Here is a 23,668-nt window from a genome sequence, read left to right on the forward strand (position 1 = left end):
GCTTTTTTATTCTAATCCATTTTACTACTTTTGCACCCGTTTTAAATAGCAAATAACTAACTAATATGGAATTAATAGTAAACCTTTTACCAGCTTTTGGTGTTTTAGCACTGCTTTTTGTATTTATAAAAAATATTTGGGTTTCCAAACAAGAAGTAGGCAATGAAAAAATGGCAAGGATAGCCAAACATATTGCTGATGGAGCAATGTCCTTCTTAAAGGCAGAATACAAAATCTTATCAATCTTTGTTGTGGCTGTGGCCATTTTATTGTACTTCAAGGGGAATTATGAGGAAGGTTCAAATGGAATGGTGGCAGTTTCTTTTATTGTTGGTGCCATCTGCTCTGCCTTGGCCGGTTTTATAGGAATGCGCGTTGCTACTAAAGCAAACGTTAGAACAACACAAGCCGCAAGACAATCCTTAGGTAAGGCTTTGGAAGTAGCTTTTGCAGGTGGTTCTGTAATGGGATTAGGTGTTGTAGGTCTGGGTGTTCTTGGATTGAGTGGGTTGTTTATGATTTACCAGATAATTTGGCCCGGAGCTGAAAATATTCCGATGGTACTAAATGTACTTTCCGGATTTTCATTAGGAGCATCATCTATTGCATTATTTGCTCGTGTTGGCGGTGGTATTTATACCAAGGCAGCGGATGTTGGAGCGGATTTGGTTGGTAAAGTTGAAGCCGGTATTCCGGAAGATCATCCTTTAAACCCGGCAACCATTGCAGATAACGTTGGTGATAATGTTGGGGATGTTGCAGGTATGGGAGCCGATTTATTTGAATCGTTCGTTGGTTCTATAATTGGTACTATGGTTCTGGGAGCTTTTATTTTCACTCCTGAATTTGGAGGATTAGGAGCAGTGTATTTGCCATTGGTATTGGCTGCAGTTGGTATTGTAATGTCTATTATAGGTACGTTTTTTGTTAAGGTAAAAGATGGTGGAAGCCCGCATAAAGCATTAAACTTAGGCGAATTCGGGTCTGGAGGATTAATGATAATCGCTTCCTATTTTATAATAACAGGTATGTTGCCTGAAAGTATTGAAGGATTGCCCTCTGGAGCATTAGGTGTTTTCTTTGCAACCCTTGCCGGTTTAATTGCAGGTTTTGGTGTTGGTAAAATAACAGAGTATTATACAGGTACAGGAACAAAACCGGTTAAATCTATAGTAAGGCAATCCGATACAGGAGCCGCTACTAACATTATTGCGGGCCTGGGTGTTGGCATGATGTCTACAGCAGTCCCAATCTTGTTAATAGCTGCGGCTATTTTAATTTCACATCATTTTGCAGGTTTATATGGAATTGCAATTGCAGCGGTTGGAATGCTCGCAAACACGGGTATTCAACTGGCAGTTGATGCTTATGGTCCTATTTCTGATAATGCTGGCGGGATTGCCGAAATGGCCGAATTGCCTAAGGAAGTTCGGGAGCGTACAGATAAATTAGATGCAGTAGGGAATACGACAGCAGCTATAGGGAAGGGTTTTGCAATTGCCTCTGCAGCATTAACTGCATTGGCCTTGTTTGCAGCTTTTATGAAAGTAGCCAATGTTACTGCCATAGACGTTTCCAGACCTGATATTATGGCTGGTTTGTTAGTGGGGGGGATGCTTCCTTTTGTGTTCTCCGCTTTATCAATGAATGCAGTAGGTAGGGCCGCAATGGCAATGATAGAAGAAGTTCGCAGACAATTTAGAGATATACCACAATTACATGCTGCATTGAAAGTAATGCGAAAGTATGATTCAGATATGTCTAAGGCAACCGCTGAGGATAGAAAAATATTTGATGCTGCAGATGGGTATGCCGAATACGATAAGTGTGTAGATATATCAACAAAAGCTTCTATTAAGGAAATGGTATTTCCGGGAATATTGGCTATAGCAGTACCTGTGGCAGTTGGGTTTATCGGCGGCGCAGAAATGCTTGGAGGCCTTTTAGCAGGAGTAACTACTTGTGGTGTGCTTATGGCGATATTTCAATCTAATGCCGGCGGTGCATGGGATAATGCCAAAAAAATGATTGAGGCAGATGGCGGTAAGGGCACAGATGCTCATAAAGCGGCGGTAGTAGGAGATACCGTTGGAGATCCTTTCAAGGATACTTCAGGACCTTCATTGAACATCCTTTTAAAACTAATGTCAGTTGTTGCTTTGGTAATCGCACCGAGTATTGCGATATCTTCAGATACCTTAACCGCGTATACTGAACAAAAAGCTATTGTCGAGGTCAAAAAGGAAGTGCATGTTGAGATGAAAAAAAACGATGACGATCTTGTAAAGGCAGTTGTCACTATAACTACTATGGAAGACGGAACGGAAAATATTCGTGAGCTTATTTTTGAAGGTAGTGAGGAAGAAGTTAGTGCGCAGATAGAGTCACTTAATGAAACCGATAATAATGCGAAAATCCGCATAGAAAAGGTTGTAAAAAAAGTGACAGAAGAATAGGGAGCTATTTAATGTGTCATAAAAAAAATCCCTAAGCTCAGCTTGGGAATTTTTTTTAGTTATTAGGTCTAAAAAAGTCCGTGAATTTCGGCGTCTATCTTATTAATCACCTCGCCCAGATGTTCAGGATTATCAACAAAATTTAATTGATCCACATCAATTACTAATAAATTACCTTTTTCATAACCATGGGCCCATGCTTCATATCGCTCGTTTAACCGACTTAGATAATCAATAGATATGGAATTTTCGTAATCCCTGCCTCGTTGGTGAATCTGGTTCACCAAATTGGGAATTGAACTTCTTAGGTAAATTAGAAGATCAGGAGGCTCTACAAGGGTCTCCATAAGTTCGAAAAGGCTTGAGTAGTTACCAAAATCCCTGTTAGTCATTAAGCCCATAGCATGTAAATTAGGTGCAAAAATGTGGGCATCTTCGTAAATGGTTCTGTCCTGGATTATATTTTTCCCCGATTCCCGGATCTTTAGAATTTGTCTGTATCTGCTATTTAAGAAATAAATCTGCAGGTTAAAACTCCAGCGTTCCATCTGATTGTAAAAATCATCCAAATACGGATTGTCAACTACGTCTTCAAAATGTGCCTCCCATCTGTAATGTTTTGCTAAAAGCCTGGTGAGGGTAGTTTTTCCGGCTCCTATATTTCCAGCAACGGCAATATGCATATAGTGTTTGAATTTATGGTTGGTGTCTTAAATTTAAGAGAAACACAATATACAAAGTATCTTCTGGAAGAGAAAAAATAGTTGTTGAAATACAAGAGATAATTATATTTTATCAAAATTTTTATTTCAATGGCATTTATGTACTTTTGTCACCATTATATAAGAGGAGGGATTTGACTGATTGCAACCTCTTATGCAGACTCCAATTTTTGAATAGTTTAAATTACTATTTTAACCATCATTCAGGTTCTGCAAAAAAAAAATGCTAAAGCAGTTTCTACAGATCAATCTGAGTTGTAAACTTCTTTTCAAGCATCCGTCAAATCGATTTTAATTTTTAAAAAGTAACTATTTATGGCCTATTTGTTTACATCAGAATCTGTTAGCGAAGGACATCCGGATAAGATTGCAGATCAGATTAGTGATGCTTTATTAGATAACTTTTTAGCCTTTGACCCTGAAAGTAAGGTCGCTTGTGAAACCCTGGTAACTACAGGTCAGGTTATATTGGCCGGAGAAGTTAATAGTCACACCTATGTAGATCTGCAGCAAATAGCGCGTGATGTTATTAATAAGATTGGTTATACCAAAGGGGAGTATCAGTTTAGTGGTGATTCATGTGGAGTCATTTCATTGATACATGAACAGTCTGAAGAAATAAATCGGGGTGTTGATCGGGGAAAGAAGGAAGAACAGGGTGCAGGTGACCAGGGTATGATGTTCGGTTATGCGACCAACGAAAGTGAAAATTTTATGCCCATGGCATTGGATATTTCACATCGAATACTTAAGGAGCTATCACTTTTAAGAAAAGAAAATAAGGAGATTATTTATTTGAGGCCGGATGCAAAAGCACAGGTTACCATAGCATATACGGATGATAATACACCTGATAGGATTGATACTATCGTCATATCTACACAGCATGATGAGTTTGATAAAGATGATGCTAAAATGTTGTCAAAAATCAAAGAAGATCTTATCACTATTTTAATGCCCAGAGTGATTGCAAAGTTACCGCAGAACACCCAGGCCTTGTTTAATGATAAAATTACGTATCATATAAACCCTACCGGTAAATTTGTCATCGGAGGACCCCATGGTGATACCGGATTAACAGGAAGAAAAATTATTGTAGATACTTATGGAGGTAAAGGTGCACACGGAGGAGGTGCTTTCAGCGGGAAGGATCCTAGTAAGGTAGATCGCAGCGCCGCGTATGCCGCCAGACATGCTGCAAAAAACCTTGTTGCGGCCGGAGTTTCTGAAGAAATATTGGTGCAAGTAAGTTATGCCATTGGTGTTGTTGAGCCCACTTCTATTTATGTAGATACTTATGGAACTTCAAAAGTAGCTTTAAGTGATGGAGAAATAGCGCAGAAAGTAGCCGAACTCTTTGATATGAGGCCATTTGCGATAGAAGACCGACTTAAGCTGAGAAATCCGATTTATTTTGAAACAGCGGCTTATGGCCATATGGGGAAAGAGCCCAAAATGGTGTCTAAAGTATTTGAATCCCCATATAATGGTAGGGTTGAAAAAGAGGTAGAGTTATTCACCTGGGAGAAATTGGATATGATAGATAAGGTGAAATTGGCGTTCAATTTGTAATTTTTTGTACAAATAATAGGAATATCAGTTTTTCCATACCTATATTTGCTTTTACTAAGTTCAATCACTTGTTGAAAAGTTATCAAGAAAGGTGGAGGGAATAGACCCTTTGAAGCCTTAGCAACCCTTCGTGTCCAATGCGAAGAAGGTGCTAAATTCTATCACATGAAAATTGTGACAGATAACATAAAAGAATTACCTGAGGTAATTTGTCTTTCTTAATAACATTTTAATATTTCCCAACTGCTCAGTGTAGCAATTAGGTTTGGATTGTACTGAATTTTATATTTAATGACGATATAAAGATCGTTATGAAAACAATTATTATTAAGAACCGGTATTCATAGCGAATACACAGAAACAAACATCATGAGTGAACACAAATTTTCTACCAATGCATTGCACGCAGGACATGACACAACTATAAATGGGGGTACGCGGGCAGTCCCTATCTATCAAAGTACAGCCTATGTATTTAATGATTCTGAACATGCAGCTAATTTATTTTCTTTAGCGGAGTTCGGTAATATATACACCAGAATAAACAATCCTACGAATGATATTTTAGAACAACGGCTTGCTGCACTGGAAGGTGGTATTGCTTCAGTCGTTACTTCTTCGGGAACAGGAGCTATTAATACGGCCCTTTTAGTTCTCTTGAAATCAGGAGATCATATTGTGGCTTCCAATAGCCTATATGGGGGGACTTATAATTTATTGAGTGTTACCCTACCCCGGTTTGGAATTACTACAACATTTGTTGACCCTTCAGACACGTCAAATTTCGGGAAGGCTGTAAAGGAGAATACACGTGCAATTTTTGTAGAGTCACTGGGAAATCCAAAGCTGGATGTTCTTGATTTAAAAGCGATATCAGCAGAAGCAAAGGCTGCTAAAATTCCTTTCATTGTTGATAATACAGTGGCAACACCAGCCTTGTTAAACCCGATTGAGCATGGAGCCAATATTGTAATTCATTCTCTTACTAAATATATCAATGGTAATGGTACAGCACTTGGGGGTGCAGTAATAGATGCCGGAACCTTTGATTGGGCAAACGGAAAATTTCCTGAATTTACAGAACCTTCGGCAGGATATCACGGTTTAGTATATCATGATGCACTGGGGCCGGCTGCATTTATTGCTAAGGTTAGAATCGAAGGCTTAAGGGATCATGGTGCTTGTCTGAGCCCATTTAATGCCTTTCAAATAATCCAAGGTCTGGAAACTCTCGAAATACGCATGAAAAAGCATAGTGATAGTGCGCTAGAATTGGCTGAATGGCTCCAAGGACGCGATGAAGTTACCTGGGTCAATTATCCCGGCCTAAAAAGCAGTAAGTATTTCGCTGAGGCAGAAGCATATTTACCAAAAGGACAAAGTGGGCTAATAACATTTGGTGTTAAAGGGGGATATGATTCCGCAAAGAAAATAGCTGACGGAACACAAATTTTTTCCTTGTTGGCCAATATTGGCGATACTAAATCTTTAATAATTCATCCGGCTAGTACTACACATCAACAATTAGATGATGCAGCACAGGAATCAACAGGAGTGACTAAAGATTTAATACGTTTATCTGTTGGATTGGAAAATCTGGATGATCTTAAAGCCGATCTGAAACAGGCTTTTGCAACAATTGATAAATCTGTTCTGGCATAGTAGTTATCAAAACAATACTGACATAGGCTGAGTGGAGTGTATAACTCTTAATAGAAGCACATCTACTCAGCTTTAATTGACATCACTTGCATGAAAGACCTGAATACAACACTTAAAACAATAGAAATACCTAAGTATAAAACTTATGGTGGCATTGTGCAAGATATGGAGTTATCCTATCAATTGTTTGGTAAAGAATTGCACTCCGCACCTATTATAGTCGTAAATCATGCTCTTACAGGAAATTCAAATGTTGCAGGGCATGATGGTTGGTGGGCTTCATTGATTGGAGAAGGTAAATGTATTGACACAAAGAAATATACTGTGTTAGCCTTCAACATCCCCGGTAACGGGTATGACGGATTTGTGGTTGACAATTATAAAGATTTTGTGGCAGGTGATATTGCCAGAATATTTCTTCAAGGATTGAAAGAGCTCAATATAGATCGTATTTATGCTCTTATTGGGGGTTCATTAGGAGGCGGAATTGCCTGGGAAATGGCAGCGTTAAATCCATTATTAACAGAACACTTGATCCCTGTGGCTGCTGATTGGAAGTCAACAGATTGGCTTATTGCCAATTGTCAGATTCAGGAACAATTTCTTGTAAATTCCAAGCAACCAGTCCACGACGCCAGGATGCATGCTATGTTGTGTTACAGAACTCCCCAGTCTTTTAAAGCAAGGTTTCAAAGAAGCACCAATGAAGAACTACAGGTTTTTAATGTGGAAAGCTGGCTAACCCATCATGGAAAAAAATTAAATGAAAGGTTTCAGCTTTCGGCTTACAAATTAGCCAACCAATTATTAAAAACGATAGATATCACAAGAGATGGAGAAGATGCATTTATCAATCTTCAAAACAGTAAAACCAATATTCATATTATAGGGGTAGATTCTGATCTTTTTTTTACAGCAAATGAGAATAAGGATACTTTTAAACAGTTGGCTCAGGCTAAAAGCAATGTAACTTATGGTGAAATTCAATCGTTGCACGGTCATGATGCATTTCTCATTGAATTTGAACAGATGCAACAATTGCTCAAGGGAGTTTTTGATACCAATGGAAAATCTGAGAGAATAAAAATTTTAAAGTTTGGAGGGAAGTCACTTTCCAACGGAGAAGGCCTGGGAAGGGTATTGGATATAATAACCCATAAAGTCAAAAATGGAGAAAATATTGCAGTGGTTTTATCAGCTCGTGAAAAAGCAACAGATCAATTGGAAGCCATATTAAATAAAGCCGCAAAGGGATTAGATTATTGGGAAGATTTTGAAAATTTTGAAAGCTATCAGAAACATACTTTTAAAAATATAAATCTTTCAGAGGAATTCCTGGAATTGGTGAAATTATTTGAAGGAGTTACTTTACTTGGTGATTATAGTGCTAAAATAAAAGACCAGGTTCTGGCATATGGAGAGCTAATATCAGGTAAGTTGATCACAAAATTGCTTATTGGAGAAGGAATCAATGCAAAATTACTTGACAGCCGCCGACTGATAAAAACAGATGATTCTTATGGAGATGCCAAATTGCTGGAAGATGTATCCAGGGAAAATGTAATTCATGAATTTTCGAAATTAAAGCCAGATGAGGTGCCATTGATCACAGGTTTTATTGCTTCTACCGAGACAGATGAAACAACAACATTAGGTCGTAATGGCAGTAATTATACTGCTTCTCTTGTTGCAAACTTTTTGGACGCAGAAGAATTGCAAAATTATACTCATGTTGATGGTATTTTCACAGCAAACCCCGAATTTGTTTCTGAAGCACAAAGAATTGAGCAATTGTCATATAGTGAGGCGAATGAACTTGCAAATTTTGGAGCAACCATTTTACACGCGAAGACTATTATTCCCTTAATCGAAAAGAATATCCCATTGAGGATACTCAATACTTTTAATAATGATAATGAGGGTACGCTGATCAGTGCCAAATCTAGCAAAGAAGGAATAAAATCTTTATCCGCCATTGAAAATGAAGCTTTAATTAATCTCGAGGGAAGAGGTTTGTTAGGGAAAGTAGGAATTGATGCGCGAATTTTCAGAACTCTTAGCCAAAATAATATAAGTGTAAGTATCATCTCCCAGGGTTCTTCAGAGAGAGGAATTGGATTGGTAGTTAATTCGGAGAAGGCACACTTGGCAAAAAGGGTATTGGAAATGGAGTTTGAGAGCGATTTTCAATCGCGTGATATTAATACAATAACTATTGTTAGCGAAGTTTCAGTCATCTCTATTGTGGGTCAGGATCTAAGCACTTTTCACAAACCATATAATGCCTTAATCAAGAATCAAATAGTTCCCTTATTATTTAACAACACAATTTCAGGGAAGAATGTAAGCCTGGTAGTTAAGAAATCAGACCTTTACAAGGCACTTAATGTTATGCATGGTCAAATTTTCGGGATTAGTAAAAAGGTAAATCTGGCGATTTTTGGACATGGAAATGTAGGGGGTACTTTAGTTGATCAGATCTTAGATTCGGAAAAGGGAATTGAGGAAAGAAAAGGCATTAATCTAAATGTATTTGCCCTGGCAAATTCGAGAAAATTACTTTTGAACAAAGATGGTATTTCTAAAAAATGGGAGGAGGAAATTAATGAAAATGGCATTCCTTATACTATAAATCATATTTTTGATTATGCCAAAATACATCATCTGGAAAATTTAATTGCCATTGATAATACAGCAAGCGAGGATTTTGTGGCCAATTATTTTGATTTTATTGAAAGTGGATTTGATCTTGTGTCCTCAAATAAAATTGCTAATACTTTGGGATTTGACTACTACAGATTGATAAGGGATGAGTTGTCAAAAAAACAGAAACAATACCTATATGAAACTAATGTGGGTGCCGGCTTACCATTAATTGATACAATAAAACTTTTACATTTATCCGGTGAAAATATTACGCGAATTAAAGGTGTTTTTTCGGGGTCTTTAAGTTATATTTTTAATACTTTTTCTGAAGAGGACACTTCCTTTTCCACGATTTTGAAAAACGCCATTTCAAGTGGATTTACCGAGCCCGATCCAAGAGAGGATTTATCCGGTAACGATGTGGGTAGAAAGTTGCTGATACTAGCTCGTGAATTGGAACTCGAAAATGAATTTGATGATATTTCAATTCAAAATCTTATACCAATATCTCTCCGTAATGGAAGTGTGCAGGAATTCTTGAATGGATTTGAAGTCCTGGATGATTTTTTTAGTAAAATCAAGGACAACCAGGAGCCGAATCATGTACTCCGCTATGTTGGGGATTTGTATGGTGATTTACAGAAAGAGAAAGGAAATCTGGAAGTAAAACTGGTATCAGTCCCTAAGGAGAGTGCCCTGGGTCAGGTTAAAGGTTCTGATTCTATTATTGAGATATATACCGAGTCATATGGCGAACATCCATTGGTAATTCAGGGTGCAGGAGCCGGTGCTGCCGTAACTGCTCGAGGGGTTTTTGGGGATATTTTGCGTATTGCAGCAAAAATATGATTGTTTTTTGAATAATCCTGCAAATAGAAAAAGATGAAAAAGAAAAAATTTGAAACTGAGGCGATACGTACACAAATAGAACGTTCAAAGTTTTTGGAACATTCAAGTCCGATGTACCTTACATCCAGTTTTATTTTTGAGGATAGTGAAGATATGAGGGCTTCCTTTGCGGAAGAAAAAGAGCGAAATATATACTCGAGATATTCCAATCCTAATTCATCAGAGTTTATAGAAAAAGTATGTAAAATGGAAGGCGCAGAGGATGGATTTGCATTCTCCTCGGGGATGTCGGCTGTTTTTTCAACCTTTGCCGCTTTGTTAAACAGTGGCGATCATATTATATCGGCACGAAGTATTTTTGGTTCAACTCATAGCCTTTTCACTCAGGTTTTTCCAAAATGGAATATTAGCCACAGCTATTTTAAAATTGGGGAATTAGAAAATTTAGAAAAACTAATTACACCAAAAACCAAAATACTCTTTGCAGAATCCCCAACAAATCCAGGTGTTGATATTCTCGACCTTGAAGCACTTGGCAGGTTTTCAAAAAAGCACAAACTTATAATGATTGTCGATAATTGCTTTGCTTCTCCTTATTTGCAGCAGCCCATAGAATTTGGAGCGGATCTGATAATTCATTCCGGTACTAAACTCATGGATGGACAGGGTAGGGTATTGGCTGGTATTACAGTTGGTAAAAAAGAATTAATAGATCAAATTTACCGGTATTCAAGAATAACAGGCCCTGCATTATCTCCATTTAATGCATGGGTTCTATCCAAAAGTCTTGAAACTTTGGCGGTAAGAGTAGACAGACATTGTGCAAATGCACTAAAAGTGGCCGAATTTTTAGAAGGCAATAAAAGTGTTAATTGGGTAAAGTATCCATTTTTAAAAAGCCACCCTCAATTCAAACTTGCCAGAAGGCAGATGAAGGCCGGTGGATGCGTGGTCGCATTCGAGTTAAAAGGCGGGCAAGATGCAGGGAAGAGATTTTTTGATTCCATTGGCTTATTATCTTTATCTGCCAATTTGGGAGATACTCGAAGTATAGTTACGCATCCCGCATCTACTACACATAGCAAGTTGTCTGTAGAAGAAAGAATGGAATGTGGTATAACTGATGGCATGGTGCGAGTCTCTGTTGGCCTGGAGCACGTTGATGATATTATTGGTGATATAAAACAGGCGTTGGATAAGATATGAGACATAGGAATATTCCTATTTTAACTATCTTCGCATAATGCTTTCTAAAAAGACAAAATACGGATTAAAGGCCCTGACTTATTTGGCGTCTCAAAGTAAAAGAGAGCCAGTTCAGATTTCGCAAATTGCAAGGCATGAGAATATTTCTCAAAAATTTTTAGAAACTATTTTACTCACTTTACGTAAAACAGGATTTTTAGGATCAAAGAAGGGCAAAGGAGGAGGTTATTACCTAATAAAGGAACCAAGCGAAATTCTGATGACAACCGTTATTCGTGTATTGGAAGGGCCTATTGCCATGGTTCCTTGTGTAAGTCTTAATTTTTATGAAAAGTGCGACGATTGCCCGGATGAAAATAAATGTGCTGTCCACAAATTAATGCTTCAGGTACGTGACAGCGTTCTGGAAGTCTATAGAAATAATACCCTTGCTGATCTTATTTCGGAATAAAAAATTATCAAAATTTTTGGTATACCTATGAATCATTCGCAATAATAATATAGTTTTTTAAATAATCTACTAAAACTATAGGATTAAAGTAATATTTGAAAATAAATAACGTCTTACTTTGAAATATTATTCTATTTTTGAACACTCTATTAAATCGATAGGAATAAAATAATACAAATGATTGCAGACCAATTTATAATTAATAAGGAAGCAACGAGTAGCAGTTATAAAACAGATAGCACTTCGGATCAACCAAGACGAAGCATTGCCAAGTCTATTAGCTGGCGTGCTATCGGAACACTAGATACGATAATAATATCATGGATTATTACGGGTACTCTTTCTCTGGCATTTTCTATTGGATTGGTAGAATTGGTAACAAAGATGGTCTTGTATTTTTTACATGAACGATTGTGGAATACTATTAAGTGGGGGAGGTAATTTTAACATTAAAAAATAAGATATGAGTTTGTCAACGCAGGATATAGAACATTTAAATAATCACTTTAGGGGAATACCTCCCGCAGAGATAATTTCATGGGCAATTCTTTATGGTTCCAAATCTGTAGTTACTACCAATTTCAGGCCATATGAAGTAGCCATATTAAATGCCGTTGCTGAGGTTAAATCGGATATTCCTGTTATCTGGTGCGATACCGGATATAATACACCCAATACCTACAAACATGCGGAGGAATTGATCTCTGGATTGAATTTAAATATTAAATTGTTTGTTCCCAGACAGACCACCGCACATAGAGATGCGGTAATGGGAATTCCCGATATTGATGACCCCAGGCATAAAAAATTTACAGAACAGGTGAAACTGGAACCTTTCCGACGAGCGATGGCCGAGCACAAACCAGACGTATGGTTTACAAACCTTAGAAAAGGCCAGACTGCTTTAAGAGATACATTAAACATTTTAAGCTTAAGTGAAGAAGGAGTCCTTAAGGTAAGTCCGTTTTACCATTGGAATGATACGCGTCTGGATGCCTATTTGAATACAAGAGGGCTACCCAATGAACACAACTATTTTGACCCTACCAAGGTTTTAGAAAACCGGGAGTGTGGTTTACACACTTAAACACAATAACGAAAAAGCTTACTACTGGTCTACAGAATAATTCCAACATTTTATTAGCGATCATTTATTTTAATATAACCTATTAAATATATAGGAATAATAGGAAAAAATATTATGCAAAGTTTTAGAACCGAAATAGAAAATCCCATTGTAGAAAAGGACATCATTGAGCTTGAGAAAAAAATCAGGGAGTTCAAAGGAGGTTCTATTGACGAGGAAAAATTCCGAAGTCTGCGCCTGGCCCGAGGGGTATACGGACAAAGACAACCCGGAGTACAAATGATACGTATTAAATTACCCTATGGTAAAGTAAGCTCTAGGCAATTACGCGGGATTTCAGATGTTGCAGATGAGTATTCTACAGGAAGACTACACATTACAACCCGGCAGGACATTCAGATTCATTATGTAGATCTTGAACGCACCCCTGAACTTTGGACACAACTGGAGAAGGATTCAGTAACGCTTAGAGAAGCTTGTGGAAATACTGTAAGGAATGTCACGGCAAGTGAAACAGCCGGAATAGACAGAGATGAACCATTTGATGTTTCACCCTATGCTCAGGCTATTTTCGAATATTTTTTAAGAAATCCCATAGGTCAGGAAATGGGCCGTAAGTTTAAGGTTTCCTTTTCTTCCAGTGATACAGATACCGGACTTTCGTATATGCACGACCTTGGTTTTATTGCCAAAATACGGGATGGTGTCAAGGGTTTTAAAGTAATGTTAGGAGGGGGGCTGGGTTCGCAACCTCGTCATGCAGATGAGCTGTTTACATTTCTTGCTGCCAATGAAATAATTCCTATGATGGAAACTGTTGTTCGAGTTTTTGACAGATATGGAGAAAGAAAGAGCAGGGCCAAAGCAAGATTAAAGTTTCTTTTAAAAGATTTGGGCCTTAAAGCCTTTAAAGAATTATTAATTACGGAAAAGAAGGCGGTCCCTTTTAAAAAGTACCCTATTGATATTAGTACTTATCCCAAGGTGGTTATTTCAAATGAGGAGGCTCAGGATGTAATTATAGAAGATATTGAAGCTTTTGAACAATGGAAAACAACCAATCTGGTTTTGCAAAAACAATACGGATATGTAGCTGTTGGGATAAAGGTAATGTTAGGAGATTTTTATACAGAAAAAGCCAGATTACTTGCCAATTTAATTGAAAAGTATGCGGCCGGTGAAATTCGCTTAACATTAAGACAGAATATATTAATTCCCTATGTAAGGGAATCCCTGATTCCATTTTTCTATACCGAACTTAAGAAAATGGGATTTGCAGACCCCGGCTATAATAAGGCATTAGACATTACTGCTTGTCCGGGTACCGATACCTGTAACCTAGGAATTGCAAGCAGTACGGGAATTGCTTCGGAATTGGAACGCGTTATCAAGGAAGAATACCCACATTATGTGAATAATGCAGATGTGGTCATAAAAATTAGTGGCTGTATGAATGCATGTGGTCAGCATTCCATGGCTAATATTGGCTTTCAGGGGATGTCTATCCGTACTAATGAGAAACTCGTGGCGCCAGCTTTGCAAGTGTTACTTGGAGGAGGGAATATGGGAGAAGGCCGGGGTTTATTTGCGGATAAGGTTATTAAGATTCCGAGTAAACGAGGGCCTGAGGCTCTCAGACAAATACTCAATGATTTTGAGGCCAATGGCAAAGGTGCCTCTTATGAATCTTATTATGCGGAAAAGGGGGAGTATTATTTTTATGAACTTCTTAAGCCACTTGCAGATATAGAAAATTTATCTCCGGACGACTATCTGGACTGGGGAAGCAATAAACGGTATCAAAAAGCGATAGGAATAGGAGAGTGTGCAGGGGTGGTGATAGATTTGATCGCCACATTATTGTTTGAAAGTGATGAAAAGATAAAAAATGCGAAAGAAGCCATTAACGAACAAAAATGGGCTGCAAGTATTTATTATTCTTATTCTTCTATGGTAAATACGGCCAAAGCACTTTTAACTGCGGAAAAAACCAAAACAAATACGCATAACAGTATAATAAAAGACTTTAACGCCTATTTTATTGCAAACGGTAGAATAACTCTGAACTCCTCGTTCGAAGATTTGGTATTGCAATTAAATAAAAATGAACCTAATGAGACCTTCTCTAAAAGTTACCTGGCTGATGCCGAGGAATTTTTGAATAAAGTAGAATCCTTCAGAAAACGTGAACTTACTAATGCATAAAAAAGCAAAATTAACGGTCGTAGGTGCAGGTCCGGGAGATTTGGAACTCATAACCATAAAAGCAATTAAAGCATTGCAGAATGCTAATGTGGTTCTTTATGATGCTCTTGTGGATAAAGCCTTATTAGAATATGCCTCTAAAGCAGAGCATATTTTTGTAGGCAAGCGAAAAGGTTGTTATGCCTTTCAGCAAGATCAGATAAATGAATTAATAGTGCAAAGAGCACAAAGCCGTGGACATGTGGTGCGATTAAAAGGAGGAGATCCTTTTGTTTTTGGCCGTGGGTCAGAGGAATTGGCCTATGCGGCTGAATATGGTCTGGAAGTGGCGATGGTTCCTGGAATATCTTCGTGCATTGCAGTTCCCGCATCTCAAAATATTCCGGTTACGAAACGAGGCTCGGCAGAGAGTTTTTGGGTGATTACAGGAACTACCAAAGAACATAAACTCTCGGGAGATATACACCTCGCTGCTAAATCAAATGCAACAGTGGTCATTTTAATGGGCATGTCAAAACTCTCGGCTATAGTAGAATTATTTACCAAAGAGAACAAATCAGATACTCCGGTTGCAATTATTCAGAATGGCACTAAAGAAGAAGAACAAGTTGGCATTGGAACAATTAATACTATAGAAAGCATAGTCCAAAAACAAAAATTAACCAACCCGGCAATTATAGTCATTGGCGAAGTGGTAAAAAATCGAAACCAAATAATTCAAATAAGCCAACAACATCAACTTCAAATCACAGCATAATGGAAAGGAATAATTTATATCCTATTTTTCTGAAGACGAGATCTCTCCATATTTTAATTGTAGGAGGGGGTAATGTAGCAGAAGAAAAATTGTCCTTTTTAACTAAGTCCAGTCCTGATGCCAAAATCACTATGGTATCCCCTATGTTTCGAGAAAATACCTTAAAGTTAGCGGCAAATTATGACGTGAAACTTATTAGATCCACTTACAATACTGAATTTCTCTCTGGAAAACATTTCGTAATTGCTACCACAGATAATCCTGATATAAACTTACAGGTTTATGATGACTGCAGAAGTAAGGATAAATTGGTAAATGTTGCAGACAATCCTCCTTATTGTGATTTTTATATGGGTGGTATTGTAACCAAAGGGAATGTCAAAATAGCTATTTCTACTAACGGTAAATCTCCTACAACCGCAAAGAGGTTGAGGCAATTTTTTGAAGATGTTATACCGGAAGATATTAGCAGGATGGTTCAGAATCTGAATGCATATCGAAAAACAATTAAAGGAAATTTTGAAGAGAAGGTTGATAAAATGAATGAAGTAACAGAGACCCTGGTTTCAAATAATGAAGAATAACTCAGTTTCCAATTTAATTTGCAGACCATCAGAATAAGGTTTCACTTGAAGTTCCAGATTGTAGCAATTATAAACAAGAATGTATTTCATTATGGTTTGGTAATGCATTCCAGTCAAGAGCACATGCGTGCCTAGCGAGGTAACAATAAACTGCTCAATAGGCCTTTAGGTATACGTGGATATAAGCCAAAAAAAGTACATTTTCCTTGTTTTTAAATGACACGTGGCGTTTCTTTGTGCCAGTTCATTAAAACATTGACATTGTTATCAAGAAAGGTGGAGGGACTAGACCCGTTGAAACCTTAGCAACCCTTTAACTATAAAGAAGGTGCTACATTCTACCACGAGGCTGCTTTTTTATGGCAACTTAGGCTAGATAACACAGAGGAAAGGCTTTATGTCTTTATCTATTTTTTCTTGATAATACTTTTGAATAGTCCGCCGAGTGCATGTAATATACAGATATTTATTGCGCTGTTTCTAGATGTCAATGGTTAGACGGGGCAAACATGCAAAATGAGGCGATGTAATTCCTAAAAAGGAAACATATGAAGAAGATACAGGATATACTAAAGCAACGGATTATGATACTGGATGGTGCAATGGGCACTATGCTTCAGCGGTATAAATTTACGGAGGAAGACTTTAGGGGAAACCGTTTTAAGGACTGGCCATTTCCACTACTGGGCAATAACGACTTATTGACTCTAACCCAGCCAGAAGCTATTGCCGAAGTTCATAGAAAATATTTTGAAGCTGGTGCAGATATTGTGGAAACTAATACATTCTCTGGCACTTCCATTGCAATGGCTGATTATCATATGGAAGATTTGGTCTATGAACTTAATTATGAGTCCGCCAAAATAGCAAAGCAGGTAGCCAAAGAGTTTACCAAAAGCGAGCCGAATAAACCGAGGTTTGTAGCAGGAAGTATAGGCCCAACCAATAAAACAGCAAGCATGTCCCCTGATGTAAATGACCCTGGTTTTAGGGCAGTTTCATTTGAGACACTACGATTGGCTTACAAACTGCAGGTGGAGGCCTTGTTGGATGGTGGAGTAGATATTCTGATGGTAGAAACAATTTTTGACACACTTAATGCAAAAGCAGCGCTTTTTGCCATTGAAGAGGTAAAACAGGCACGAAATATTCAAACACCGGTCATGGTTAGCGGCACCATTACAGATGCCTCAGGGCGAACTTTATCTGGCCAGACCGCTGAAGCATTTTTAATATCTATAGCTCATATTCCTCTATTGTCTGTTGGATTTAATTGCGCTTTGGGAGCAAAGCAGTTAGTACCGCATTTAGACGCCATTGCAGTTCGGACAGAAGCTGCTATTTCAGCACATCCTAATGCAGGTTTGCCCAATGCTTTTGGAACTTATGACCAAACACCTGATCAGATGGCTGAGCAAATCAAAGAATATTTTGATAAAGGTCTGGTTAATATAATTGGGGGATGCTGTGGATCTACACCTGAACATATTACGGCAATTGCTGAATTGGCAAAGGATTATAAACCTAGAAAATTTATTTTTTCTGAAACAGCAGGGGTTCAATTGTAAAAAATGAGTAATACAACCAACATACAATTGAATTCAGACAATGAACTGGAGGCTGGTATTGATTCCATATCACAACCAAGATTTCTTAAGCTGGCTGGTTTGGAACCACTGGTTATTACCCCGGACAGCAATTTTATTAATATAGGGGAAAGAACTAATGTAGCTGGTTCAAGAAGGTTTCTTCGATTAATTAAAGAAGAAAAATATGAGGAAGCCCTCGAAATAGCCAGGCACCAGGTGGAAGGTGGAGCCCAGATTATTGATATAAATATGGACGATGGCCTGATAGATGGAAAACAAGCCATGATCAGGTTTTTGAATTTGGTAATGGCCGAGCCAGACATTGCGCGCGTTCCTATAATGATAGATAGCTCCAAATGGGAGATTATTGAGGCCGGATTACAACTTGTTCAGGGAAAATGTATTGTCAATTCGATTAGTTTAAAGGAAGGAGAAAAAGAATTTATTAGGCAGGCAAAATTAATACGTCTTTATGGGGCTGCTGTAATAATCATGGCGTTTGACGAAAAAGGCCAGGCAGATAATTTTGAGAGACGGATTGAAATAGCGAAAAGATCTTATGATATATTAGTCAATAGTGTTCATTTCCCGCCGGAAGATATCATTTTTGATCTTAATATTTTTCCTGTAGCAACCGGAATGGATGAACACAAACAGAATTCGGTAGATTTTATTGAAGCTACGGCCTGGGTTCGAAAAAACCTACCTTATTGCAGTGTTAGCGGGGGGGTGAGTAACGTGTCTTTTTCATTTAGAGGCAATACACCCGTTCGTGAGGCAATGCATTCGGTTTTCTTGTACCATGCTATTCAGGCCGGAATGAATATGGGAATTGTTAATCCTGCCATACTTGAAGTCTACGACGATATTCCAAAAGATCTATTGGATAGGGTAGAAGATGTCATTTTAAACAGAAGGGATGACGCCACAGAACGTCTCCTCGATTTTGCTGAAACTGTGGTTGGTAAAGCAAGGGATAACAAAGCGGATGATTCATGGCGAAAAGATTCGCTTCAGGAAAGAATTACCCGGGCTTTGGTAAAGGGAATAGATCAATACATTGTATCAGATGTGGAAGAAGCAAGGTTGGCCGTCGTTAAGCCTATTGAGGTAATTGAAGGCCATTTAATGACAGGGATGAATGTGGTTGGGGATCTCTTCGGAAGTGGAAAAATGTTCCTGCCACAGGTAGTTAAGTCTGCAAGGGTAATGAAAAAGGCAGTTGCTTATTTATTGCCTTATATTGAAGAAGATAAAGACAATATATCACAGTTCGCAGGTAAAATCTTAATGGCTACAGTTAAGGGTGATGTACATGATATAGGCAAGAATATTGTAAGTGTGGTACTGGCTTGCAATAACTATGAAATTATTGATTTGGGCGTTATGGTTCCACCTGAAAAAATAATTCAAAAAGCTAAAGAAGAACAGGTAGATGTAATAGGATTAAGTGGACTTATTACCCCTTCTCTGGATGAAATGGTTCATCTGGCCCGCGAAATGGAACGTGAGGGTTTTAAAATACCGTTATTGATAGGAGGGGCAACAACCAGTAAGGCACATACTGCAGTAAAGATTGATCCGCAGTACAGCGCCTCTGTAGTCCATGTAAATGACGCCTCACGGGCCGTTACTGTTCTGGGTGACCTGTTAAAGAAAGATTCTGCAGATAATTATAAGGCATTGGTTAAAACTGACTATTCTTCCTTCAGGGAGAAATTTCTAAGTCGCGGAAAACAGAAGGAATACCTAAGTCTGGAAGATGCAAGAAACAATAAGTTTCATATAGACTGGGATGCTTCTGATATTGTAAAACCCAATAATTTAGGAATAGAAGTGATTAGGGATATGGACCTTCAGCTTTTAGAGGAATTTATAGATTGGACACCATTTTTCCGAAGTTGGGACTTACATGGAAAATACCCTGCAATATTGAGCGATGAAATTGTAGGTGAGCAGGCTTCTGAGTTATATGACGATGCTCGTTTAATGCTGAAAAAGATATTCGAGGAGAAGTTATTGACGGCAAAAGCGGTTTTCGGACTTTTTTGTGCTAATTCAATTAATGATGATGATATTGAGGTACTTGCTCATCCTGTAAATACAGATACGGCTGACAAAAAAGAGGCAAATACGCATCTTATTTTTAGGACTTTGCGCCAGCAATCCAAAAAAAGACGAGGTGTTCCGAATATAGCTCTGGCAGATTTCATTGCGCCCAAAGAAACTGCAATACAAGATTATATAGGCTGCTTTTGCGTTTCAGCTGGTTTTGGTACGAATGAACTTGCCGAAGAATATGAAAAAAACCTTGATGACTACAATGCTATTATGATCAAAGCATTGGCCGACAGACTAGCTGAGGCCTTTGCTGAGTATTTACATAAAGAAGTGCGAAAGAAAGCTTGGGGATATGCAGGAAAAGAACACCTCTCCAATGAAAATTTGATAAAAGAAGAATACAGGGGAATAAGGCCGGCACCGGGCTACCCGGCTTGTCCCGATCATACCGAAAAATTGACCATCTGGGAATTACTGGACGTAGACAATGCGATTGGAGTTAAATTGACAGATAATCTGGCTATGTTCCCTGCGGCCAGTGTAAGTGGATATTATTTTGCACATCCGGAGGCTCGATATTTTGGATTGGGTAAGATAACAGCAGACCAGATTGTTGATTATGCCGGGAGGAAAGAAATTGATTTGAGTAAAGCAAGGAAATGGCTTGCCCCAAATATGGCTGATGAATAAGTTAGAAATCCTGCAGGATTTAGTCAGCAACAATGAATTACCGGAATAAAATTAATATTCAAAAATATTTCGAACAAAAAATTTTGAAAAGCAGCAAGCATAAATGAAAGTCACCGAACATATTGAAAGTGCTAATGGGGATACATTATTCTCTTTTGAAATTATTCCTCCCGTTAAAGGCAGAAATATAAAAGAGTTATACGATAACATTGATCCTTTAATGGATTTCAACCCACCCTTTATAGATGTAACCACTTCAAGGGAAGAATATATATATATAGATAAAAATGGACTTTTAGATAAAAAGCTTACACGTATGAGGCCCGGTACGGTCGGGATATGTGCTTCAATAAAGCACAAATATGATGTAGATACAATTCCGCATGTACTATGTGGTGGATTTACAAAAGAAGAAACAGAATACTTACTTGTAGATTGTCATTACCTGGGGATAGACAATATTATGGCTCTTCGGGGAGATGCAATGAAAGAAGAAAAGTATTTTGAACCCTCTAAAGGGGGTCACCTCTACGCATCCGAACTGGTGGAGCAAATACATAATCTAAACTGTGGACAGTATTTGCATGAGGTTGTGGAGACCGATTATTGTGCAGATTTCTGTATTGGTATAGCGGGATATCCCGAAAAACACATGGAAGCACCTTCTTTACAAACCGATTTAAAATGGCTAAAGAAAAAAGTTGAGCTTGGAGCCAATTATGTAGTAACACAAATGTTTTTTGACAATAAAAAGTTTTTTGATTTTGTCAAAGCCGCAAGAGATTTAGGCATTACCGTACCCATAATTCCCGGATTAAAACCTATTGCAGTTAAAAGGCACCTACAATTATTACCTCAGGTATTTAGAATTGACCTTCCACAAGACTTGATTGATGCCGTGGAAAAGTGTAAAGACAATAAAGAAGTACGGCAGGTAGGGATTGAATGGGCCATTGAACAATCAAAAGAATTAAAGGAGGCAGGAGTACCTGTACTTCATTATTATTCCATGGGCAAATCAACTAATATTAAAGCTATTGCCAAAGCAGTATTTTAATTGAATGGGTCTTTTTATAATGCATTTTATTTTAAAAGAAGGGCTACTCTGCTAAGTTACCTCGGCAATAGCTATTACTTTGAGTATTAAGTACCTTCCAGAAATACCCTGATATGAACTCGAAACATACGGAGTAAACTACTCGTAATATTTGCTATTTTTACACCCAATGGACACCAAATTTTTTTACATCTGCCTACTTTCATGTATGTGGTGTTTTTCCCAAAAAGAAGAAACACCTACGTGGTTTACCATAGATGCTAACCCTTATTATGGTTCCGTAATCCTCCATAATCAAGATATATCACATTTAATTAATGCCCATCCTTCAGGAGTTATACTTGGTTTTAACAAGAAGAATTATGGATTAAAAGAATGGCATCAGGAATATAATTATCCCGATACAGGTATTTCCTTTGTTTATCAGGATATGAAGTACGAAACCCTTGGTTCAAATTATAGTTTGTACGCACATTATAATTTTTATTTCTTTAAACGGAACATGCAATTCAGAATTGGCCAGGGCCTAGCCTATAACACAAATCCCTACGATAAGAATCAAAATTTCAGAAATAACGCCTATGGGTCCCACATTATGAGCTCTACCTTATTAATGCTCAATTATCACAAGGAACAACTATTCAAAAACTTGGGAATTAAAGCAGGAATATCCATTATTCATTATTCTAATGCTAACGTGAAAGCACCCAATACTTCTACGAATACATTTGCTTTTAATGCGGGACTTGTTTACAATTTGAATGGAAATGAAGAGATTGTTTATATTAAGAATCCTAATAAAGAAAAAATTACCCAACCTGTTAAAGCTAATCTTGTATTTAGAGGCGGTATTAATGAGAGCGATGTGGTTAATTCGGGCCAGTTTCCGTTTTATATTTTATCAGCTTATGGGGACAAGCGCTTATCCCGAAAAAGTGGAATACAGTTGGGGGCAGAGGTGTTTTTTTCAAATTTTTTAAAAGAATTGATCCGTTATCAGTCCATATCCTTTCCTGAGATGGATGTTAATCCCGATACAGATTATAAACGAGTGGGTATGTTCCTGGGATATGAACTCTATATTTCTAAATTAAGCGCTATCGCTCAGCTGGGTTATTATATTTATTATCCTTTTGATTTTGAATCTAAAGTGTACAATAGAATTGGTTTAAAATATTATTTTGGAAAAAAGTTATTTGGTGCAGTTACTTTAAAATCACATGGTGCTGCAGCCGAGGCGGTAGAGTTTGGACTTGGAATACGTTTATAGAAGTTACCGGCAATAAATTTATTTAAGGCATGAAGCATTTAAAAAGTATATATTTAGTAACGGTCATGGTATATGGACTCATTTTTTTGATGAGTTGTAATGGAGATAGTGTACCCGATTGCTTCCAAAATGAAGGGGACATCATACGTGATGTTATCCCCGTAGAAAGCTTTACAAAAATAACGGTTAATGAAAATACCAAATTGGTCCTTAAAGAGGGGAGTACAACATTGGTAGAAGTTGAAACTGGGAAATTTTTACGTAACGAAGTGAAAGCTGAAGTTAAGGAGGGGAGACTCTTGCTAACGGACACTAATAATTGTAATTTATTCAGGCCATACGGTGTTACAACCTTTTATGTCACAGCGCCAAATATTACAGAAATCAGAAGCAATACAGGATTTTCTACAGTTAGTGATGGGGTATTAGCCTATCCTCAGATTGCTCTAATCTCTGAAAGCTTTAACGATCCCGACAACCTGACTACAGATGGTGAGTTTGACCTGGAATTGGCATCACAGAATGTAAATGTACTGGTTAACGGTATTGCATATTTTAAACTTAAGGGAAGTTCCGCTAATTTAAATGTTTTTATTGCGGCCGGAGATTCCAGAGTTGAAGCGGCATCACTATTAGTTCAAAATGCAACTTTTAATCATAGAGGAAGTAATGATATACTCATTAATCCACAGGAATCATTAAGAGGCACAATTCGGGGTACAGGGGATGTAAGGAGCTATAATCGTCCAGATATTGTAGAAGTGCAAGAAATCTACAAAGGGAAATTAATTTTTGATGACTAAA

Annotated in this window: 17 protein-coding genes and 2 riboswitches; of the genes, 16 read left to right on the forward strand and 1 reads right to left on the reverse strand. The window is 37.8% G+C overall.

What is annotated here, in order from left to right; genetic code table 11:
* Positions 1–65 precede the first annotated feature (65 nt).
* Positions 66–2,456 (forward strand): sodium-translocating pyrophosphatase, encoded by a 2,391-nt coding sequence (locus tag Q0X66_RS03475; protein WP_297703212.1) that lies wholly within the window; start codon positions 66–68, stop codon positions 2,454–2,456.
* Between the two features lie 68 nt (positions 2,457–2,524).
* Here Q0X66_RS03475 and Q0X66_RS03480 read toward each other — a convergent pair whose 3' ends face one another.
* On the reverse strand, positions 2,525–3,139 hold the full coding sequence (locus Q0X66_RS03480; RefSeq protein ID WP_297703214.1) for a deoxynucleoside kinase: 615 nt from the start codon (positions 3,137–3,139) through the stop codon (positions 2,525–2,527).
* 354 nt (positions 3,140–3,493) lie between these two features.
* On the opposite strand from Q0X66_RS03480, the gene metK reads away from it, so the two are divergent.
* The 15 genes from metK (at position 3,494) to Q0X66_RS03555 (ending at position 23,667) form a co-directional block, all read left to right on the forward strand.
* Positions 3,494–4,750, forward strand: coding sequence for a methionine adenosyltransferase (metK, locus tag Q0X66_RS03485; RefSeq protein ID WP_297703216.1), 1,257 nt, complete (start codon positions 3,494–3,496; stop codon positions 4,748–4,750).
* A gap of 76 nt (positions 4,751–4,826) precedes the next feature.
* A riboswitch (SAM riboswitch) is annotated at positions 4,827–4,938 on the forward strand.
* Between the two features lie 181 nt (positions 4,939–5,119).
* Positions 5,120–6,412: an O-acetylhomoserine aminocarboxypropyltransferase/cysteine synthase family protein gene (locus Q0X66_RS03490; protein WP_297703218.1), complete on the forward strand. Its 1,293-nt coding sequence runs from the start codon at positions 5,120–5,122 to the stop codon at positions 6,410–6,412.
* Positions 6,413–6,502: 90 nt separating this feature from the next.
* Positions 6,503–9,907, forward strand: coding sequence for a bifunctional aspartate kinase/homoserine dehydrogenase I (thrA, locus tag Q0X66_RS03495; protein ID WP_297703220.1), 3,405 nt, complete (start codon positions 6,503–6,505; stop codon positions 9,905–9,907).
* Between the two features lie 33 nt (positions 9,908–9,940).
* Positions 9,941–11,113 carry an aminotransferase class I/II-fold pyridoxal phosphate-dependent enzyme gene (locus Q0X66_RS03500; RefSeq protein ID WP_297703222.1) on the forward strand — a complete coding sequence of 391 codons (1,173 nt, stop codon included), beginning with the start codon at positions 9,941–9,943 and terminating at the stop codon, positions 11,111–11,113.
* Positions 11,114–11,150: 37 nt separating this feature from the next.
* Positions 11,151–11,564, forward strand: a complete 414-nt coding sequence (locus Q0X66_RS03505) for an Rrf2 family transcriptional regulator (protein WP_297703224.1) — start codon at positions 11,151–11,153, stop codon at positions 11,562–11,564.
* A 177-nt stretch (positions 11,565–11,741) separates the two neighbouring features.
* Entirely contained in the window at positions 11,742–12,005 is a 264-nt protein-coding gene (locus Q0X66_RS03510; RefSeq protein ID WP_297703226.1) for a DUF2061 domain-containing protein, read from the forward strand.
* Between the two features lie 22 nt (positions 12,006–12,027).
* Positions 12,028–12,651, forward strand: coding sequence for a phosphoadenosine phosphosulfate reductase family protein (locus Q0X66_RS03515; RefSeq protein ID WP_297703228.1), 624 nt, complete (start codon positions 12,028–12,030; stop codon positions 12,649–12,651).
* A 114-nt stretch (positions 12,652–12,765) separates the two neighbouring features.
* Positions 12,766–14,856 carry a nitrite/sulfite reductase gene (locus Q0X66_RS03520; RefSeq protein WP_297703230.1) on the forward strand — a complete coding sequence of 697 codons (2,091 nt, stop codon included), beginning with the start codon at positions 12,766–12,768 and terminating at the stop codon, positions 14,854–14,856.
* On the forward strand, positions 14,849–15,613 hold the full coding sequence (gene cobA / locus Q0X66_RS03525; RefSeq protein ID WP_297703232.1) for a uroporphyrinogen-III C-methyltransferase: 765 nt from the start codon (positions 14,849–14,851) through the stop codon (positions 15,611–15,613). The genes Q0X66_RS03520 and cobA overlap by 8 nt, the downstream gene beginning before the upstream one ends.
* Positions 15,613–16,197, forward strand: coding sequence for a bifunctional precorrin-2 dehydrogenase/sirohydrochlorin ferrochelatase (locus tag Q0X66_RS03530; protein WP_297703234.1), 585 nt, complete (start codon positions 15,613–15,615; stop codon positions 16,195–16,197). Before cobA ends, Q0X66_RS03530 begins: the two co-directional genes overlap by 1 nt.
* Before the next feature lie 261 nt (positions 16,198–16,458).
* A riboswitch (SAM riboswitch) is annotated at positions 16,459–16,580 on the forward strand.
* A gap of 165 nt (positions 16,581–16,745) precedes the next feature.
* Positions 16,746–17,765: a homocysteine S-methyltransferase family protein gene (locus tag Q0X66_RS03535; protein ID WP_297703236.1), complete on the forward strand. Its 1,020-nt coding sequence runs from the start codon at positions 16,746–16,748 to the stop codon at positions 17,763–17,765.
* Between the two features lie 3 nt (positions 17,766–17,768).
* Positions 17,769–20,537, forward strand: a complete 2,769-nt coding sequence (gene metH, locus Q0X66_RS03540) for a methionine synthase (protein WP_297703238.1) — start codon at positions 17,769–17,771, stop codon at positions 20,535–20,537.
* A 103-nt stretch (positions 20,538–20,640) separates the two neighbouring features.
* A complete protein-coding gene (gene metF, locus Q0X66_RS03545) occupies positions 20,641–21,594 on the forward strand; it encodes a methylenetetrahydrofolate reductase [NAD(P)H] (RefSeq protein WP_297703241.1) in 954 nt (317 codons plus the stop codon).
* Between the two features lie 208 nt (positions 21,595–21,802).
* A complete protein-coding gene (locus Q0X66_RS03550) occupies positions 21,803–22,864 on the forward strand; it encodes an acyloxyacyl hydrolase (RefSeq protein WP_297703243.1) in 1,062 nt (353 codons plus the stop codon).
* A 29-nt stretch (positions 22,865–22,893) separates the two neighbouring features.
* Positions 22,894–23,667, forward strand: coding sequence for a head GIN domain-containing protein (locus tag Q0X66_RS03555; RefSeq protein ID WP_297703245.1), 774 nt, complete (start codon positions 22,894–22,896; stop codon positions 23,665–23,667).
* The last annotated feature ends 1 nt before the right edge of the window (position 23,668 follow it).

The organism is uncultured Eudoraea sp. (genome assembly GCF_947260015.1).
GTDB lineage: Bacteria > Bacteroidota > Bacteroidia > Flavobacteriales > Flavobacteriaceae > Eudoraea.

Excerpts from the sequence above, each read along its gene's own strand:
- metH (WP_297703238.1), top strand. The coding sequence starts at position 17,769 with ATGAGTAATACAACCAACATACAATTGAATTCAGACAATGAACTGGAG.
- Q0X66_RS03530 (WP_297703234.1), top strand. The coding sequence starts at position 15,613 with ATGGAAAGGAATAATTTATATCCTATTTTTCTGAAGACGAGATCTCTC.
- Q0X66_RS03475 (WP_297703212.1), top strand. The coding sequence starts at position 66 with ATGGAATTAATAGTAAACCTTTTACCAGCTTTTGGTGTTTTAGCACTG.
- Q0X66_RS03520 (WP_297703230.1), top strand. The coding sequence starts at position 12,766 with ATGCAAAGTTTTAGAACCGAAATAGAAAATCCCATTGTAGAAAAGGAC.
- Q0X66_RS03490 (WP_297703218.1), top strand. The coding sequence starts at position 5,120 with ATGAGTGAACACAAATTTTCTACCAATGCATTGCACGCAGGACATGAC.
- thrA (WP_297703220.1), top strand. The coding sequence starts at position 6,503 with ATGAAAGACCTGAATACAACACTTAAAACAATAGAAATACCTAAGTAT.
- metK (WP_297703216.1), top strand. The coding sequence starts at position 3,494 with ATGGCCTATTTGTTTACATCAGAATCTGTTAGCGAAGGACATCCGGAT.
- Q0X66_RS03500 (WP_297703222.1), top strand. The coding sequence starts at position 9,941 with ATGAAAAAGAAAAAATTTGAAACTGAGGCGATACGTACACAAATAGAA.
- metF (WP_297703241.1), top strand. The coding sequence starts at position 20,641 with ATGAAAGTCACCGAACATATTGAAAGTGCTAATGGGGATACATTATTC.
- Q0X66_RS03510 (WP_297703226.1), top strand. The coding sequence starts at position 11,742 with ATGATTGCAGACCAATTTATAATTAATAAGGAAGCAACGAGTAGCAGT.
- Q0X66_RS03555 (WP_297703245.1), top strand. The coding sequence starts at position 22,894 with ATGAAGCATTTAAAAAGTATATATTTAGTAACGGTCATGGTATATGGA.
- Q0X66_RS03480 (WP_297703214.1), bottom strand. The coding sequence starts at position 3,139 with ATGCATATTGCCGTTGCTGGAAATATAGGAGCCGGAAAAACTACCCTC.
- Q0X66_RS03535 (WP_297703236.1), top strand. The coding sequence starts at position 16,746 with ATGAAGAAGATACAGGATATACTAAAGCAACGGATTATGATACTGGAT.
- Q0X66_RS03505 (WP_297703224.1), top strand. The coding sequence starts at position 11,151 with ATGCTTTCTAAAAAGACAAAATACGGATTAAAGGCCCTGACTTATTTG.
- Q0X66_RS03515 (WP_297703228.1), top strand. The coding sequence starts at position 12,028 with ATGAGTTTGTCAACGCAGGATATAGAACATTTAAATAATCACTTTAGG.
- cobA (WP_297703232.1), top strand. The coding sequence starts at position 14,849 with ATGCATAAAAAAGCAAAATTAACGGTCGTAGGTGCAGGTCCGGGAGAT.
- Q0X66_RS03550 (WP_297703243.1), top strand. The coding sequence starts at position 21,803 with ATGTGGTGTTTTTCCCAAAAAGAAGAAACACCTACGTGGTTTACCATA.